The 15,531-nt window shown below is 60.2% G+C and carries 17 protein-coding genes and 4 tRNA genes; 16 read left to right on the top strand and 5 right to left on the bottom strand.

Going from position 1 to position 15,531, the window contains the following annotated elements; all coding sequences use genetic code 11:
• Positions 1 to 67: 67 nt before the first annotated feature.
• The 10 genes from accD (at position 68) to JFT44_RS14965 (ending at position 7,847) form a co-directional block, all read left to right on the top strand.
• Positions 68 to 988, top strand: coding sequence for an acetyl-CoA carboxylase, carboxyltransferase subunit beta (accD, locus tag JFT44_RS15010; RefSeq protein ID WP_038442050.1), 921 nt, complete (start codon positions 68 to 70; stop codon positions 986 to 988).
• Entirely contained in the window at positions 985 to 2,292 is a 1,308-nt protein-coding gene (gene folC / locus JFT44_RS15005; RefSeq protein ID WP_057438611.1) for a bifunctional tetrahydrofolate synthase/dihydrofolate synthase, read from the top strand. Before accD ends, folC begins: the two co-directional genes overlap by 4 nt.
• A complete protein-coding gene (locus tag JFT44_RS15000; protein WP_198830860.1) occupies positions 2,276 to 2,941 on the top strand; it encodes an SPOR domain-containing protein in 666 nt (221 codons plus the stop codon). Before folC ends, JFT44_RS15000 begins: the two co-directional genes overlap by 17 nt.
• Before the next feature lie 249 nt (positions 2,942 to 3,190).
• Entirely contained in the window at positions 3,191 to 3,748 is a 558-nt protein-coding gene (locus tag JFT44_RS14995) for a CvpA family protein (protein WP_057438613.1), read from the top strand.
• Positions 3,749 to 3,789: 41 nt separating this feature from the next.
• Positions 3,790 to 5,295 carry an amidophosphoribosyltransferase gene (gene purF / locus JFT44_RS14990; protein WP_057438614.1) on the top strand — a complete coding sequence of 502 codons (1,506 nt, stop codon included), beginning with the start codon at positions 3,790 to 3,792 and terminating at the stop codon, positions 5,293 to 5,295.
• A 67-nt stretch (positions 5,296 to 5,362) separates the two neighbouring features.
• Positions 5,363 to 6,574: an O-succinylhomoserine sulfhydrylase gene (locus tag JFT44_RS14985; protein ID WP_057438615.1), complete on the top strand. Its 1,212-nt coding sequence runs from the start codon at positions 5,363 to 5,365 to the stop codon at positions 6,572 to 6,574.
• An 11-nt stretch (positions 6,575 to 6,585) separates the two neighbouring features.
• Positions 6,586 to 7,350: an SDR family oxidoreductase gene (locus tag JFT44_RS14980; RefSeq protein ID WP_198830891.1), complete on the top strand. Its 765-nt coding sequence runs from the start codon at positions 6,586 to 6,588 to the stop codon at positions 7,348 to 7,350.
• A 107-nt stretch (positions 7,351 to 7,457) separates the two neighbouring features.
• Positions 7,458 to 7,533: transfer RNA gene (locus tag JFT44_RS14975), tRNA-Val, on the top strand.
• Between the two features lie 55 nt (positions 7,534 to 7,588).
• Positions 7,589 to 7,665 (top strand) — tRNA-Asp (locus JFT44_RS14970).
• A gap of 105 nt (positions 7,666 to 7,770) precedes the next feature.
• Positions 7,771 to 7,847, top strand: a tRNA-Asp gene (locus tag JFT44_RS14965).
• A 164-nt stretch (positions 7,848 to 8,011) separates the two neighbouring features.
• On the opposite strand, the gene JFT44_RS14960 is transcribed toward JFT44_RS14965, so the two are convergent.
• Positions 8,012 to 9,295, bottom strand: a complete 1,284-nt coding sequence (locus JFT44_RS14960) for an FAD-binding oxidoreductase (RefSeq protein WP_057438616.1) — start codon at positions 9,293 to 9,295, stop codon at positions 8,012 to 8,014.
• A 183-nt stretch (positions 9,296 to 9,478) separates the two neighbouring features.
• On the opposite strand from JFT44_RS14960, the gene JFT44_RS14955 reads away from it, so the two are divergent.
• The 5 genes from JFT44_RS14955 (at position 9,479) to JFT44_RS14935 (ending at position 13,180) form a co-directional block, all read left to right on the top strand.
• Positions 9,479 to 9,555: transfer RNA gene (locus JFT44_RS14955), tRNA-Val, on the top strand.
• Between the two features lie 527 nt (positions 9,556 to 10,082).
• Positions 10,083 to 10,808, top strand: a complete 726-nt coding sequence (locus JFT44_RS14950) for a DUF969 domain-containing protein (RefSeq protein WP_057960174.1) — start codon at positions 10,083 to 10,085, stop codon at positions 10,806 to 10,808.
• Positions 10,805 to 11,755 carry a DUF979 domain-containing protein gene (locus JFT44_RS14945; protein WP_057438618.1) on the top strand — a complete coding sequence of 317 codons (951 nt, stop codon included), beginning with the start codon at positions 10,805 to 10,807 and terminating at the stop codon, positions 11,753 to 11,755. Before JFT44_RS14950 ends, JFT44_RS14945 begins: the two co-directional genes overlap by 4 nt.
• A 7-nt stretch (positions 11,756 to 11,762) precedes the next feature.
• The gene (gene pcp, locus JFT44_RS14940) at positions 11,763 to 12,401 is read left to right on the top strand and encodes a pyroglutamyl-peptidase I (RefSeq protein ID WP_057438619.1); all 639 of its coding nucleotides are present in this window, start codon (positions 11,763 to 11,765) and stop codon (positions 12,399 to 12,401) included.
• A 98-nt stretch (positions 12,402 to 12,499) separates the two neighbouring features.
• Complete coding sequence (locus tag JFT44_RS14935; protein ID WP_198830859.1) at positions 12,500 to 13,180, top strand: HAD family hydrolase; 681 nt, start codon at positions 12,500 to 12,502, stop codon at positions 13,178 to 13,180.
• Here the strand turns inward: JFT44_RS14935 and JFT44_RS14930 are convergent.
• From JFT44_RS14930 to csrA, 3 genes are all read right to left on the bottom strand, one after another.
• On the bottom strand, positions 13,167 to 13,418 hold the full coding sequence (locus JFT44_RS14930; RefSeq protein ID WP_147283346.1) for a hypothetical protein: 252 nt from the start codon (positions 13,416 to 13,418) through the stop codon (positions 13,167 to 13,169). The genes JFT44_RS14935 and JFT44_RS14930 overlap by 14 nt on opposite strands.
• A gap of 90 nt (positions 13,419 to 13,508) precedes the next feature.
• Complete coding sequence (locus JFT44_RS14925; protein WP_198830858.1) at positions 13,509 to 13,775, bottom strand: hypothetical protein; 267 nt, start codon at positions 13,773 to 13,775, stop codon at positions 13,509 to 13,511.
• A gap of 211 nt (positions 13,776 to 13,986) precedes the next feature.
• Positions 13,987 to 14,181: a carbon storage regulator CsrA gene (gene csrA, locus JFT44_RS14920; RefSeq protein ID WP_007920550.1), complete on the bottom strand. Its 195-nt coding sequence runs from the start codon at positions 14,179 to 14,181 to the stop codon at positions 13,987 to 13,989.
• A 248-nt stretch (positions 14,182 to 14,429) separates the two neighbouring features.
• On the opposite strand from csrA, the gene JFT44_RS14915 reads away from it, so the two are divergent.
• Complete coding sequence (locus JFT44_RS14915) at positions 14,430 to 14,804, top strand: SPOR domain-containing protein (protein WP_115128626.1); 375 nt, start codon at positions 14,430 to 14,432, stop codon at positions 14,802 to 14,804.
• 37 nt (positions 14,805 to 14,841) lie between these two features.
• Here the strand turns inward: JFT44_RS14915 and JFT44_RS14910 are convergent, their stop codons facing one another.
• Positions 14,842 to 15,531, bottom strand: coding sequence for an endonuclease (locus tag JFT44_RS14910; RefSeq protein ID WP_057438623.1), 690 nt, complete (start codon positions 15,529 to 15,531; stop codon positions 14,842 to 14,844).

The following is a 15,531-nucleotide window of genomic DNA, read 5'->3' as shown; positions in this document are numbered from 1 at the left end:
TCAATGAATTTAGCTCAAGGGCATACGCGGGGCTGTGTTCAAGCCACCGGTACTGGAGAAAGAAAGCATGAGCAACTGGTTAGTAGACAAACTGATCCCCTCGATCATGCGTTCCGAGGTGAAGAAAAGCTCGGTCCCTGAAGGTCTGTGGCACAAGTGCCCCTCCTGCGACGCGGTGTTGTACCGCCCGGAGCTGGAAAAGACCCTGGACGTTTGCCCCAAGTGCAATCACCACATGCGTATCGGCGCCCGCGCCCGTATCGACATTTTCCTCGACGCCGATGGCCGTGCCGAGCTGGGCGCTGACCTGGAACCGGTGGACCGCCTCAAGTTCCGCGACGGCAAGAAGTACAAGGACCGCCTGACCGCTGCGCAAAAGCAGACGGGCGAGAAAGACGCGCTGATCTCCGTCAGCGGCAAGCTGCTGGGCATGCCAGTGGTGGTGTCGGCGTTTGAGTTCTCCTTCATGGGTGGCTCGATGGGCGCCATTGTCGGTGAGCGTTTTGTACGCGCCGCCAACTACGCCCTGGAAAACCGTTGCCCGATGATCTGCTTCGCCGCCTCCGGTGGTGCGCGGATGCAGGAAGCGCTGATTTCGCTGATGCAAATGGCCAAGACCTCTGCGGTACTGGCGCGTCTGCGTGAAGAAGGCATCCCGTTCATCTCGGTCCTGACCGACCCGGTCTACGGCGGCGTTTCCGCCAGCCTGGCGATGCTGGGCGACGTGATTGTCGGCGAGCCCAAGGCGCTGATCGGCTTTGCCGGCCCACGCGTGATCGAGCAGACCGTACGTGAAAAACTGCCGGAAGGCTTCCAGCGCAGCGAGTTCCTGCTGGAGCACGGCGCCATCGACATGATCATTGCCCGTTCCGAACTGCGTCCGCGCCTGGGCAACCTGCTGGCACAGATGATGGGTTTGCCGACCCCGGTGTACGTCGCGCCTAAGGTCGAGCCCATCGTTGTGCCGCCGGTGCCTGCAAACCTATGACCCAACGAACCCTGGGCGAATGGCTCGCCTACCTCGAGCAGTTGCATCCGTCAGCCATCGACATGGGGCTGGAGCGCTCGCAACAGGTAGCGGCCCGCCTTGGGTTGGGGCGGCCGGCGCCACGGGTGATCACGGTCACTGGCACCAACGGCAAGGGTTCTACCTGCGCTTTCGTCGCCGCGTTGCTGCAGGCCCAGGGCCTGAAGGTGGGCGTCTACAGCTCGCCGCACTTGCTGCGTTACAACGAGCGTGTGCAGCTCAATGGCGTCGAAGCCACTGACGAGCAGTTATGCGAAGCCTTTGCGGCGCTGGATGCTGGACGTGGCGAAACCTCCCTGACCTATTTCGAGATGGGCACCCTGGCCGCGTTCTGGCTGTTCGAGCGTGAACAACTGGATGCGGTGGTGCTGGAAGTCGGTCTGGGCGGTCGTCTGGATACCGTCAATGTGGTGGATGCCGACCTCGCGTTGGTGACCAGCATTGGCGTGGATCATGCTGACTACCTGGGCGATACCCGCGAATCCGTGGCCTATGAAAAGGCCGGGATCTTCCGCCAGGGCAAGCCGGCGCTGTGCGGTGATGTGGACCCGCCCCATACCTTGCTGGATAAGGTGCGCGAGCTGGATTGCCCGTTTTTCCTGCGGGGCCGGGACTTCGGCCTGGAAGTGGCAGGCGATCGCTGGTCGTGGCACGGTGTCGATGCGCGGGGCCAGGGGGTCGAGCTGCACGACCTGCCGCTGCTGAACCTGCCCATGGAAAACGCCGCGCTCGCCCTGCAGGCCTACCTGTTGCTGGATCTGCCGTGGAATGCCGGGCAGATTGCCGATACCTTGCAGCGTACGCAGGTGGTCGGGCGCCTGGATCGTCGCTCGTTCGAGTGGCAAGGCAAGCGCTTGAACCTGTTGCTGGATGTCGGGCATAACCCCCATGCTGCGCAGTACCTGGCGCGTCGTTTGTCGCTCCAGGCGCCGGCGGGTCGGCGTCTGGCGGTGTTCGGCCTGCTGGCGGACAAGGATCTGGACGGTGTGGTCGCGCCTTTGCTGGGCAGTGTGCAGTCCTGGGCCGTCGCCCCGCTGGATACGCCGCGCACCCGTACGGCGGATGATGTGCAGGCGGTGTTGCAGAACCTTGGCGCGACGGTGACGTCCCATGCAAGCGTAACCGCTGCATTGGAGGCTCAATGCGCGGTGGCAACGGCCGAGGACGAGATTCTGTTGTTCGGATCATTTTATTGTGTTGCCGAGGCGCTTGAGTGGTTGGCCCGGCGCTCCACGGAGGAAGCTGCACATGGCATTACTGGATAGCGCATACAAGCAGCGAATGGTCGGAGCCCTGGTGCTGGTGGCATTGGCGGTGATTTTCCTGCCAATGCTGTTTTCTCGCCAGGACGAGCAGCGCCAGGTTACGGTCGAAGCACCGGCGGCGCCCCAGGCGCCGGTGATGCCGCAGGTCCAGGTCGAGCCGGTAGTGGTGCCTGAGCCGCAGGCGTTGCCCGAGGAAGAACCGGTGCCGACCGATGCGGAAATTGCCGAACAGCAAGCACCTTCGGCGCCGATCCAGCCGAGTGTGCCGGTGGTAAAACCTGCTCCTGCTCCTGCGCCTGTGGTTGCCGCCAAGCCGGCTGCACCTGCTCCTGCGCCGAAACCGGTCCCACCGCAGCCCGCAGCCCCGGGCAAGCCTGATGTGGGGCAAAGCCGTATTGATCCGAATGGCCTGCCGATCAGTTGGTCGGTGCAACTCGCCAGCCTGTCCAATCGCGAAAGCGCCGAAGCCTTGCAGAAAACCCTGCGCAGCCAGGGTTATAACGCGTATATCCGAACTGCCAATGGCAAGAATCGGGTATTTGTCGGTCCGCTGATCGAGCGTGCCGAGGCTGACCGCCTGCGGGACTTGCTGGGTCGCCAGCAGAACCTGAAGGGCTTTGTGGTGCGCTTCCAGCCAGAGCGCGGCTGAAACATCCAAATGTGTATGCAGGCTTGTGTGGGAGCGGGCTTGCCCGCGATGACGGTGGACCAGTCGATAGTTTAGTTGACTGGCACGCCGCTATCGCGGGCAAGCCCGCTCCCACATTGGTTTTTGCCTGACTTGAGGTGGCCATGGCTTGCCACAACCCATTGATTTGCAATGGACTGCCAAACACCGCTTACCGATAGCCCAGCGCTCTGCTAAAATGCGCCGCCTTATCCGTCTGTAGGCTGCACTGTGCCATTTACCTGGGTTGATTGGGCGATCGTAGCCATCATCGCCATCTCCGCATTGATCAGTCTAAGCCGCGGCTTCGTCAAAGAAGCATTGTCGCTGCTGACCTGGATCGTTGCAGGAGTCGTCGCCTGGATGTTCGGCGGATCCCTGGCCGTTTATCTGGCCGGTTATATCGAAACACCTTCGGCTCGCGTCATCGCGGGCTGCGCCATCATGTTCATCGCCACGCTGCTGGTGGGAGCAATGGTCAATTATCTTATCGGCGAATTGATACGTGTCACCGGCCTCTCCGGGACCGATCGATTTCTCGGCATGGCCTTCGGTGCCGCGCGTGGCGCGTTGCTGGTGGTCGTTGCGGTCGGGCTGTTGAGCCTGGGTCCGGTACAGCAGGATGCATGGTGGCAGGAGTCGAGTCTCGTGCCAAAATTTCTATTGGTTGCAGATTGGTCCAAGAACCTCATATTGGGGTGGAGCAGTCAGTGGCTGGCCAGCGGTATCAGCGTACCCGCTGATCTTCCGTTCAAGGAACATCTCTTGCCCGGCAACGCGCCGCAGTAAGTAGTGTTCAGTCAAGATTCATTAAGTAGGGGTTGCGTCGCATGTGTGGCATCGTCGGTATCGTCGGTAAGTCGAACGTCAATCAGGCGCTGTATGACGCGCTAACCGTCCTCCAGCACCGCGGCCAGGACGCTGCCGGTATTGTGACCAGCCATGACGGCCGGTTATTCCTGCGCAAGGACAATGGCCTGGTACGTGATGTGTTCCATCAGCGTCACATGCAGCGCCTGGTCGGGCATATGGGCATTGGCCATGTGCGTTATCCGACTGCCGGTAGCTCGACTTCGGCCGAAGCTCAACCGTTTTACGTCAACTCGCCGTACGGCATTACCTTGGCGCACAACGGCAACCTGACCAACGTTGAGCAACTGGCCAAGGAGATTTACGAATCTGACCTGCGCCATGTCAACACCAACTCCGACTCGGAAGTGCTGCTCAACGTGTTCGCCCACGAACTGGCCCAGCGCGGCAAGTTGCAGCCGACCGAAGAAGATGTGTTCGCTGCCGTGACTGACGTGCATAACCGCTGCGTAGGCGGCTACGCGGTCGTGGCAATGATCACCGGCTACGGTATTGTCGGTTTCCGCGACCCGCACGGCATTCGTCCTATCGTGTTCGGCCAGCGTCACACCGACGAAGGCGTCGAGTACATGATCGCCTCCGAAAGCGTATCCCTGGATGTACTGGGCTTCACCCTGGTGCGCGACCTGGCGCCGGGCGAAGCGGTGTACATCACCGAAGACGGCAAGCTGCATACCCGTCAGTGCGCGATCAACCCGAAACTCACCCCATGCATCTTCGAACACGTCTACCTGGCGCGTCCGGATTCGATCATTGATGGTGTTTCGGTGTACAAGGCGCGTCTGCGCATGGGTGAGAAGCTCGCCGAGAAGATCCTGCGCGAACGCCCTGAGCATGACATCGACGTGGTGATCCCGATCCCGGACACCAGTCGCACCGCCGCGCTGGAGCTGGCTACCCGCCTGGGCGTCAAGTTCCGCGAAGGTTTCGTCAAGAACCGCTACATCGGCCGCACCTTCATCATGCCGGGCCAGGCGGCTCGCAAGAAGTCGGTACGCCAGAAGCTCAATGCCATCGAGCTGGAATTCCGCGGCAAGAACGTGATGCTGGTGGATGACTCCATTGTGCGTGGCACCACGTGCAAGCAGATCATCCAGATGGCTCGCGAAGCCGGGGCGAAGAACGTGTACTTCTGTTCTGCTGCGCCTGCCGTGCGGTACCCGAACGTGTACGGTATCGACATGCCGAGCGCCCACGAACTGATTGCGCACAATCGTTCGACCCAGGATGTAGCCGACCTGATCGGTGCCGATTGGCTGATTTACCAGGACCTTCCTGACCTGATCGAAGCGGTTGGCGGCGGCAAGATCAAGATCGAGCAGTTCGATTGCGCGGTCTTCGATGGCAAGTACGTGACAGGTGATGTCGACGAGGCGTACCTGAACAAGATTGAGCAGGCGCGTAACGACTCATCGAAGATCAAGACCCAGGCGGTCAGCGCGATCATCGATCTGTACAACAACTGAGTAACTACCGGCCCTGAGGGGCCGGTTTTGTATGTTAAATAAAGAATTTGAGTGAAGGAGTGGCAGCATGAGTCAGGAATGGGATGCCGGTCGGTTGGACAGCGACCTCGATGGTGTGGCTTTCGATACCCTGGCTGTGCGCGCCGGCCAGCACCGCACGCCGGAAGGTGAGCACGGTGACCCGATGTTCTTCACCTCCAGCTACGTGTTCCGCACCGCGGCGGACGCGGCGGCGCGCTTTGCTGGCGAAGTGCCGGGTAACGTTTACTCCCGCTATACCAACCCGACGGTGCGCGCCTTCGAAGAGCGCATCGCGGCGCTGGAAGGGGCAGAGCAGGCGGTCGCCACAGCTACCGGCATGGCGGCGATCCTCGCCGTGGTGATGAGCCTGTGCAGCGCCGGTGATCACGTATTGGTGTCGCGCAGTGTGTTTGGTTCGACCATCAGCTTGTTCGAAAAGTACTTCAAGCGCTTTGGCATTGAAGTCGACTACGTGCCGCTGGCGGACCTTTCTGGCTGGAATGCGGCCATCAAGGCCAATACCAAATTGCTGTTTGTCGAGTCGCCGTCCAACCCGCTGGCAGAGCTGGTGGACATCGCCGCTCTCGCCGAAGTGGCCCACGCCAAGGGCGCGATGCTGGTAGTGGATAACTGCTTCTGCACGCCGGCCCTGCAGCAGCCACTGAAGCTCGGCGCAGATATCGTGGTGCATTCGGCCACCAAGTTCATCGACGGCCAGGGTCGTTGCATGGGCGGCGTGGTGGCCGGCCGCGGCGAGCAGATGAAGGAAGTGGTGGGCTTCTTGCGCACCGCTGGCCCGACCCTGAGCCCGTTCAATGCGTGGATTTTCCTCAAGGGCCTGGAAACCCTCAGCCTGCGGATGAAGGCCCATTGCGCCAATGCCCAGGCCCTGGCCGAGTGGCTGGAGCAGCAGGACGGCATCGAGAAAGTCCACTACGCCGGCTTGAAGAGCCACCCGCAACACGAGCTGGCTCAGCGTCAGCAGCGTGGCTTCGGGGCCGTGGTCAGTTTCGAGGTCAAGGGCGGCAAAGAGGGCGCGTGGCGCTTTATCGACGCGACACGCCTGATCTCCATCACCGCCAACCTGGGTGATAGCAAAACCACCATTACCCATCCAAGCACCACTTCCCATGGTCGCCTGGCACCGCAGGAGCGTGAAGCCGCGGGTATCCGCGACAGCCTGATCCGTGTTGCCGTTGGCCTGGAAGATGTGACTGACTTGCAGGCCGACCTGGCTCGCGGGCTGGCTGCCTTGTGATCGAGTGGTCCCTGGAGGCGGCTGGCGTCAGTAATGGCCGGGTCGCGTTGGTGACGGGTGCGGCACGCGGTATCGGCCTGGGGATCGCGGCCTGGCTGGTCAGCGAAGGCTGGCAGGTGGTGTTGGCTGACCTGGACCGCGAGCGGGGCGCCAAGGTGTCCAGGGTGCTGGGTGACAACGCCTGGTTTATCACCATGGACGTGGCCGATGAGCAGCAGGTGGCCCTTGGGGTGGCCGAAGTGCTGGGTCAGTTCGGGCGCCTGGATGCCCTGGTGTGTAATGCCGCTGTGGCCGATCCGCGCAATATCACATTGGATAGCCTGGACCTGGCTTACTGGAATCGGGTGCTGGCGGTGAACCTCAGTGGGCCGATGCTGCTGGCCAAGCACTGTGCGCCCTATCTGCGTGCCCATGGTGGTTCGATCGTAAACCTCGCCTCGACCCGGGCGCGGCAGTCGGAAGCGGATACCGAGGCTTACGCGGCGAGCAAGGGCGGCCTGTTGGCCCTGACTCACGCGCTGGCTATCAGCCTGGGGCCGGAGGTGCGGGTCAACGCTGTCAGCCCGGGCTGGATCGACGCCCGTGATCCCGCGGCGCGCCGTGCAGAGCCGTTGAGTGACGCCGATCATGCGCAGCATCCTGTGGGCCGGGTAGGCACGGTTGAGGACGTGGCAGCCATGGTGGCGTGGCTGCTGTCGCGCAGCGCCGGGTTCGTCACTGGGCAAGAGTTCGTGGTGGACGGTGGGATGAGCAAGAAGATGATTTACAGCGAGTAGGGCGGGTCCTGCACTTGACGTTATTTTGTCTTTTTCAGAAAAACTTCAAGCAGGCTCTTGACTTAGGTCCGCCATCTGCGTAAATTTCGCGGCCTCAACGAAGCAAAGGGTGATTAGCTCAGCTGGGAGAGCATCTGCCTTACAAGCAGAGGGTCGGCGGTTCGATCCCGTCATCACCCACCACTTCTTGAGAGTTTTGCCTTCGGGCAAGACGCAACGTTAAAGGTTGCACCGACGCGCAGCGGTAGTTCAGTCGGTTAGAATACCGGCCTGTCACGCCGGGGGTCGCGGGTTCGAGTCCCGTCCGCTGCGCCATATTCTCCAGGTCCGATGTTTCGGATTTGAGATTGAACAGCCAAGGCTGCTCAGTCAGATGTTTGAAGGCGGTTGAAGGTGACACTTCAGCAGTCTGAGCGATACGCAGCGGTAGTTCAGTCGGTTAGAATACCGGCCTGTCACGCCGGGGGTCGCGGGTTCGAGTCCCGTCCGCTGCGCCATATCTGTTCCAGGGTCCACTGAACACCCTGAGAGCGCCAAGAAAAGCGTTATGCTTGATTGGATCGATAGCAAAGACCCTGGTCGAAAGACCGGGGTTTTTTGTGTCTGCGATTTGATGATTCGACCTGTAGGAGCCAGCACGCCGGCTCCTGCAGGGTGTTGATCAGAAACCCAGCTTGTCCCGCAGCCCGTAGTACCACGCGCCCAGTGCCGCAAATGGCGTGCGCAACAGTTGGCCGCCCGGGAACGGGTAGTGCGGCAGGTCGGCAAACGCATCAAAACGCTCTGCCTGGCCTCTGAGGGCTTCAGCCAGTACCTTGCCTGCCAGGTGGGTGTACGTCACGCCATGGCCGCTACAGCCTTGGGAGTAGTAGATGTTGTCGCCGATGCGACCGACCTGGGGCAGGCGCGAAAGGGTCAGTAGGAAGTTGCCGGTCCAGGCGTAGTCGATTTTTACATCCTTCAATTGCGGAAAAGCCTTGAGCATCTTCGGCCGGATGATCGCTTCGATGTTCGCTGGATCCCGTGCGCCATACACCACGCCACCGCCGAAGATCAGGCGCTTGTCGCTGGTCAGTCGGTAGTAGTCGAGCAGGTAGTTGCAATCTTCGACGCAGAAATCCTGGGGGAGCAGGCGGTTGGCCAGTTCATCACCCAGTGGCGCCGTGGTAATCACTTGGGTGCCGCAAGGCATCGACTTGGCCGCCAACTCGGGCACCAGGTTGCCCAGGTAGGCGTTGCCGGCGACGATGATGAATTTAGCCTTCACCTTGCCTTGCGCCGTGTGGACGACAGGGTTGGCGCCACGTTCGATACGCACGGCGGCGGACTGTTCGTAGATGGTGCCGCCCAGGGACTCCACTGCCGCCGCTTCACCCAATGCCAGGTTGAGCGGATGGATATGCCCGCCACTCATGTCCAGCAGGCCGCCCACGTAGTTCTCGCAGGCCACCACCTCGCGGATGCGCCGCTCGTCGAGCAGCTCCAGCTGGGTATGGCCATAGCGTTCCCACAAGCGCTTCTGCGACTCCAGGTGGCCCATGTGCTTGCTATTGAGCGCGGCGAATACACCGCCGTCCTTCAAGTCGCACTGGATCTGGTACTTGGCAACCCGCTCACGGATGATCCTGCCGCCCTCGAACGCCATTTGTCCCAACAGTTGCGCCTGCTGGGGGCCGACGCTGCGTTCGATCACGTCGATATCACGGCTATAGCTGTTGACGATCTGGCCACCATTGCGCCCGGACGCACCGAAACCCACTTTGGCGGCTTCCAGTACCGTTACGCGAAAGCCGTTCTCCAGCAGAAACAGCGCGCTCGACAACCCGGTATAGCCAGCACCGATCACGCACACATCGGTTTCAACCTCACCTTGCAGCACTGGCCGCGGAGGAGCCGCATTGGCGGACGCGGCGTAATACGACTGGGGATAGGGGGTGTTCGCCATACTGGAACCTCTGTTTTATATTTTTTACGAGTGCGCCGATCCTACCTGAGTTGAAAATGCCCTGCCAGCCACTCGAAAAAGCAGCGCTGCTGATAAAAAATAAAAAATTCGCATATTCATAGGCTTAGCTGCAAAAAAGGTGTTGACACCCCTCGGGAATTCCGTAGAATGCCGCCTCACAGCAGGCACGTAGCTCAGTTGGTTAGAGCACCACCTTGACATGGTGGGGGTCGTTGGTTCGAGTCCAATCGCGCCTACCAAACAAAATCCGCTCTGCTGGGCGGTCTAGAAGGGCTCACCGAAAGGTGGGCCCTTTTTTGTTGCGATTTGCAAAGCCCTCACTCAAAACGCCAGTTCCGTACCCGTCTCCAGGTACTCTGATTTTCTTTTCGTCGCGCCTTGAGTGTCTTCCTTCGGGAGCCTCTATTGCTCGTACAGTATTTTCGGCTACTTCGGGCCCCCGGCCACCCCTAAACACAGCGCCCAATTCAAGGCCGCAGCCAACTCCAAGGCTTGGCAGCCCTGATCAAGCAGGTTTCCCCAAAAGGCCACGCCAGGATTTGAGCGCGCAAATCCTGACGTGACCCTGGTTGGCTTACATCCCCTCACAAACTTTATTGATTTGCAGCAACAATTTTTCTTGTTGGACACCCTCCGCCCCAAGCAGCAAAGATGCCCGCCAGTGACCCTCGACCTACTCGGTCAATAATAAAAATCCGCGTCGGGCTGCCCGTTATCGCTTATCAGCGATGCAGGCGTCGTAGCACGCAATCAAGGACTCAACGCCATGCAAACTGTTGTGAACCTTTGGCCGCTGATTGGCGTGCTCGTCATCGTGGTCGGCTTTGTGTTGCGCTTCAATCCATTACTGGTGGTGACGGCGGCGGCGATTGCCACCGGGTTTGCCGCGCATTTCCCCCTGGAAAAAATCCTCGCCACCATGGGCGATGGCTTCCTGCAGACTCGCGCCTTGCAATTGATCCTGCTGCTGCCCCTGGCCGTTATCGGCCTGCTGGAGCGCCATGGCTTGCGTCTGCACGCACAGAACTGGATTGCACGTTTCGAGCGGGCCACCGTCGGGCGTCTGTTGATCATTTATCTGTTTGTTCGCGAGTCCACGGCGGCGATGGGCCTGACCAGTCTTGGCGGGCACCCGCAGATGGTGCGCCCGTTGCTGGCGCCGATGGCGGAAGGGGCTGCCGAGAAGCGTTTCGGCAAGCTGCCGGACAAGGTGCGGCACAAGGTCCTGGCGATGTGTGCCGCCACGGACAACGTGGGGTTGTTTTTTGGTGAAGATATCTTCGTGGCCTTTGGTGCGATTGCCCTGATGCACACCTTCCTGCTGGGCTCTGGTATTGATGTCGAGCCGCTGCACATTGCGGTCTGGGGCATCCCCACGGCGATTTGTGCGTTCATTGTGCACGCCATCCGTTTACACCGGTTTGACCGAAGGCTGACGCGTGAGCTGACGGCCACTGCGCCCGTTAACGCTCAGGCGGAGGCCGCGCAATGATCATTTCCATTCAATACTTGTACTGGCTTGCCGGCGTTTTGTTGCTGATTACTGCAGGCATGATCCTGGCTGACCGCACCCACCCCAAGCGTTGGTCAACAGCGTTTTTCTGGTTACTGTTCGCCATTCCGTTCCTGGTGGGTGAGCACCTGCCGTCTGTGGTGGTGGGTGTTGGCGTGGTGCTGATGGCGCTGATCGCCGGGCTCGGCGGGGTAGGGCGTGGTACCCATGTCGAGTTGCATGACAAGGAGTCTCGCGCCAGTGCTGGTCGGTTGGGTCATAAACTGTTTATTCCGGCCCTGGCCATTCCGTTGACCACGGTGATCGGCTCGGTGCTGCTCAAGCACACCGAGATTGGCGGCGTGCCGCTGCTGGACCCGAAAAACACCACGTTCGTGTCCCTTGGTCTCGGCTGCCTGATTGCCCTGGGCTTGGCCTGCTGGCTGACCCGCGATACCCCGGTGCAGGCCCTGCGTGAATCGCGACGCCTGACCGAAGCCCTGGGCTGGGCCATGGTGCTGCCGCAGATGCTGGCAATGCTTGGTCTGTTGTTCAACGAAGCCGGCGTTGGCACGGCCGTGGCTCACGTCACTACCACCTACATCAACCTGGATTACAAGCTGGTCGCGGTGATGGTCTATGTGTTGGGCATGGCGCTGTTTACGGTGATCATGGGTAACGGTTTTGCCGCCTTCCCGGTGATGACCGGTGGTGTGGGCGTGCCGGTGTTGGTGGGGATCTATGGCGGCAACCCGGCGGTGATGGCGGCCATCGGCATGTTCTCCGGCTACTGCGGTACGCTGATGACCCCGATGGCGGCAAACTTCAATATTGTGCCTGCAGCGCTCCTGGAATTACCGGACAAAAACGCGGTGATCAAGGCGCAGATACCCACGGCATTGATGATGTTGCTGGTCAATATCGTCCTGCTTTATCTGTTGATGTGAGGTCGAGATGGAAACTGTGTTGCTGTTGGGGTTCGAGCCATTCGATCGAGACCTGATCAACCCGTCCTGGGAGGCGGTGCGCCTGCTGGATGGGGTGCAATTGCAAGAAGGCGTGACCATCGTCGCCCGTCAATTGCCCTGTGCCTTCGCCACTGCCGGCAGTTGTTTGAACCAGTTGCTGGCCGAGCATCAGCCACAACTGGTGATTGCCACGGGGCTGGGGCCTGGGCGCAGTGATATTTCCATCGAGCGGGTTGCGATCAATCTGATTGATGCACGGATCCCGGACAACCTCGGTGCCCAGCCCGTGGATACGGCGGTGACCCCCGAGGGGCCTGCTGCCTACTTCAGCACCCTGCCGGTCAAGGCCATGGTCAGGGCGGTGCGCGAGGCCGGAATCGCAGCCTCGGTTTCGCAAACGGCGGGCACCTTTGTATGTAACCAGGTGTTCTACCGCTTGCAGCATGCCTTGGTTGGATCGGGTGTGCGCAGTGGGTTTATTCATGTTCCGTATCTGCCAGGGCAGGCGGCTGAGCCTCAGCCTTCGATGGCGTTGGCGACAACGGTTGAAGGGCTGAGGATTGCGGTCCTGGCGGCCTGGAATACGCCGCGTGATATTGCCGAGAGCGGCGGCCAGGTGTGCTGATGCGCTGATGCGTCATCGTTCGTTTACAAGCTCGGGGCCGATCCGTAGATTGCATCAGGGCCCGACAACGGGCGACGAATGCAAGAGGAAACCCTGCAGTGTCCGCCAAAGAATCGGCCGTATTTGATCGTCACTACCGTGCATTCCTGTTTGATATGGACGGCACTCTCCTTAACTCCATCGCCGCCGCAGAGCGGGTCTGGGCCGCCTGGGCGCAGCGCCATGGCCTGGACGTCGAGGCGTTTTTGACCACCATCCATGGCGTACGCGCCATCGACACCATCACTCGTCAGGCTTTGCCAGGGGTAGATGCGCAGGCCGAGGCGCGGGGTATTACCGAGGCAGAAATCGAGGACGTGGAGGGCGTGGTGGCGATCCCTGGAGCCGTGACGTTTCTACAGAGCTTGCCCGCGCATTGCTGGGCGGTGGTCACGTCCGCGCCCAAGGCCCTGGCGCTGCGCCGTATGCAGGCGGCAGGGCTGGTGCCGCCGGCCGTCATGGTAACGGCTGAGGATGTAACCAATGGCAAGCCGGATCCGGCCGGTTACCTGCTGGGGGCCAAGCGTTTGGGGGTGCCAATAGGCGAGTGCCTGGTGTTTGAGGACGCGTCGGTGGGGATCCGTGCCGGGGAGGCGGCGGGCGCGGACGTCGTGGTGGTGACATCGGCCCATTGTGAGCCGATGGCAACGGAACATCCGACGATTGCCAGTTATGACGGCGTGCGCGTGCAGTGTGACGCGGCCGGCCTGTTGCGTCTGCGGCCTTCTACACCGGCTTGAATGCCGCGCCGCGCCGGGTCAGCAGGATGTTCTCGGCGCCAATCCATTGGTAGCCCAGTGGATCCCTAATGTGTCCATGGATGACAGTGCCCGTGATCAGTTTCAACAGGTAAAGCTCGCGCAGGCCGGCGAGGATTTCCTCGGGCTTGCCCAGCAGTTCGCTGGAAGATTTCGGCTTATCTATTGAAAGTTGTTCGATCAAGGACTGTAGGTTTTTAGCGTTATGTTCTATGTCCATATCGATAACGTTTTTTATGAAGTGTAAGGGTATGGGTGCTACCGGGGCGGATAGTTCCTCATATTTCAAGTAGAGGATCCAATCGGTGCGTCAGGAGGGGGATTTCTGACGAGCGTGACGAAACGCACGGCGGTTGAGTTTTCGCTGGATCGCAGACTGAATGGGCTTGAGGCAGAAGCAGAACAGATAACCACCGAGAAACAGCGCCAGATCAGGCCATGTATCGGCATCCTGCACGGTGGTGCTGCCTTCCATATACAGCCTGAGGCCGTATCCGATTGTCACAAAGCCCAGGGCAATCAGTAGGGCGATCATCCAGGATTTGCAGGTGTAGGGCTCTTTGCGGGATCGCCTCATCAACGCGCTCCGAAGGCACTGTAAGGTTTTGTTACGTTCCTGGAGGGGTTTGTCTGCGATACGGTCAGCAAGTTCCGTGGCTGAACCTGCATGCTGACAACCGGTGGCAGGGCCTGGCGCGAGCTGCGCTGATCACGGGATACCGTAGACAGGCCAAGGGGGCTTTCGCCAGCCGTTACAGGGGACGAGCGGGCTGGCTACTGGGGAGGCTTCAAGGTGTTTCGCGTTTGTCCGGTGCAGTCAGGCCTGCCTGGATGCGCTGGTAAATCTCTTCGCGATGCACGGCAACATCCTTGGGAGCATTGATGCCGATTCTTACTTGCTGGCCGCTAACGCCCAGAATGGTGATCGTAATGTCATCACCGATGTTTATGCTTTCACCGACTTTGCGGGTGAGTATCAGCATGGACTTCTCCTTGATTGCTTTGAAGGACGCATGTTTCTAACAGGGCGGATGTCGGTTATGTGTAGCTTACTGTGAAGCGCTTCCCTGTGGCTGCCTCTTTTAGGACGCATGGAGGCGGCATTAATTCCCATGGCGCCATCATACAGGTCTGGGAAACATCCTTCGCAATGTTTAAGCCAACGTTTATGACGGCCAGAATAGACAGTGAATGATAAAGTTGCCTCTTTGAACCTTAAAGGGGCAGGGCAGTGCGTAAAGTAGCGATGGCAATTGTGGTATTGGCGTTGGCCGGATGCGGTGACGGGCCCAATCTCGACACCCCCCGAGACAAGGCTGAAGCCGCCAAGGCCCAGGCTCCTGCGGTTGCCGCTGTGCAGTGGGATATCCTGGTGCGCTCGCCCGACAATAAATTACAGGCGCTGACCGACCTGACCGCCTGGTTGCTGGAAAACGGCTTCACATTCTATCTGGCCAAGGAAGACGGCAAGGATCTGGTGCTGCTGGGGCCGTTCGCCAGCAAGGCTGAGGCTGAGGCTCGCCAGGTCCAGTTGCAGGAAAGACTGGTGAAAAAGAAGAAGACCGACGCCGAGTCGCTGGTGATCGAGCACAAGGCCCGCCCGTAATACGGTGGTTGGCGGGATCCGTGGATCCCGCTCATGTTTATCCGCAGGCTTTCAGATTCACCGGGCCGACGAACTCATTACCACGCCCCATCACGCAGGCTACGGTTTGATTGCGCTGGCGCTCCCAGGGCTGCACGGGATAGGTACGGTTCCAGGCTTCATACAGTTGGCGGTCCTGTTTCGACAGGCGCAAGCCGTATTGTTTACTCATGTAGAAATAAGTACGGGCGATCATGCCGCGGATGGATGGCCTGGGCATGACTTTCTTGGCCTTGAAGTCCACCTGGGTCAGGCATGAACCATATTGCCCGCTCTGCACCGGCAACCAGCCAAAACTGAAGTTGTTGCGATCGCCATTGACCTCGCCGATGCTCGGTACCAGGTTGTGCAGGTCAGCTTCAGCGCGTTTGAAGACGGTGTCGGTGCGCGTGCAGTTCTTGCGTCCGCCGTCTTGCCAGCACTGGCGTTGATGGCCGATCTGCCAGGCCGGGACAATGTGCTCCCACTCGATGCGCGCCGCCCGGTTGGCGTTTTTACGCGGAACGTAGCCGCAGGCTTTCAGGTCGACCCGGTTACCCGTGTACTTGCAGCCGCAATAGAACTCAGTGGATTGCGGGGCGTAGAGTTTCCAGGCGATTTTCTTGGCTTCACTGAAGGTACGTGGGGCTTGGGCGTGGGCGGCAGTAGCAAAAAAAACACAGAACAGGGCGATAAAACGGACACTCAT

It is taken from the genome of Pseudomonas sp. MF5691 (assembly GCF_016405645.1).
GTDB classification, from domain to species: Bacteria; Pseudomonadota; Gammaproteobacteria; order Pseudomonadales; family Pseudomonadaceae; genus Aquipseudomonas; species Aquipseudomonas shahriarae.
This window is presented reverse-complemented; position numbering and strand designations above follow the sequence as displayed.

Excerpts from the sequence above, each read along its gene's own strand:
- accD (WP_038442050.1), top strand. The coding sequence starts at position 68 with ATGAGCAACTGGTTAGTAGACAAACTGATCCCCTCGATCATGCGTTCC.
- JFT44_RS14925 (WP_198830858.1), bottom strand. The coding sequence starts at position 13,775 with ATGAGGCGATCCCGCAAAGAGCCCTACACCTGCAAATCCTGGATGATC.
- csrA (WP_007920550.1), bottom strand. The coding sequence starts at position 14,181 with ATGCTGATACTCACCCGCAAAGTCGGTGAAAGCATAAACATCGGTGAT.
- JFT44_RS14985 (WP_057438615.1), top strand. The coding sequence starts at position 5,363 with ATGAGTCAGGAATGGGATGCCGGTCGGTTGGACAGCGACCTCGATGGT.
- JFT44_RS14910 (WP_057438623.1), bottom strand. The coding sequence starts at position 15,531 with ATGAGTGTCCGTTTTATCGCCCTGTTCTGTGTTTTTTTTGCTACTGCC.
- JFT44_RS15000 (WP_198830860.1), top strand. The coding sequence starts at position 2,276 with ATGGCATTACTGGATAGCGCATACAAGCAGCGAATGGTCGGAGCCCTG.
- pcp (WP_057438619.1), top strand. The coding sequence starts at position 11,763 with ATGGAAACTGTGTTGCTGTTGGGGTTCGAGCCATTCGATCGAGACCTG.
- JFT44_RS14945 (WP_057438618.1), top strand. The coding sequence starts at position 10,805 with ATGATCATTTCCATTCAATACTTGTACTGGCTTGCCGGCGTTTTGTTG.
- JFT44_RS14960 (WP_057438616.1), bottom strand. The coding sequence starts at position 9,295 with ATGGCGAACACCCCCTATCCCCAGTCGTATTACGCCGCGTCCGCCAAT.
- JFT44_RS14930 (WP_147283346.1), bottom strand. The coding sequence starts at position 13,418 with ATGGACATAGAACATAACGCTAAAAACCTACAGTCCTTGATCGAACAA.
- folC (WP_057438611.1), top strand. The coding sequence starts at position 985 with ATGACCCAACGAACCCTGGGCGAATGGCTCGCCTACCTCGAGCAGTTG.
- JFT44_RS14950 (WP_057960174.1), top strand. The coding sequence starts at position 10,083 with ATGCAAACTGTTGTGAACCTTTGGCCGCTGATTGGCGTGCTCGTCATC.
- purF (WP_057438614.1), top strand. The coding sequence starts at position 3,790 with ATGTGTGGCATCGTCGGTATCGTCGGTAAGTCGAACGTCAATCAGGCG.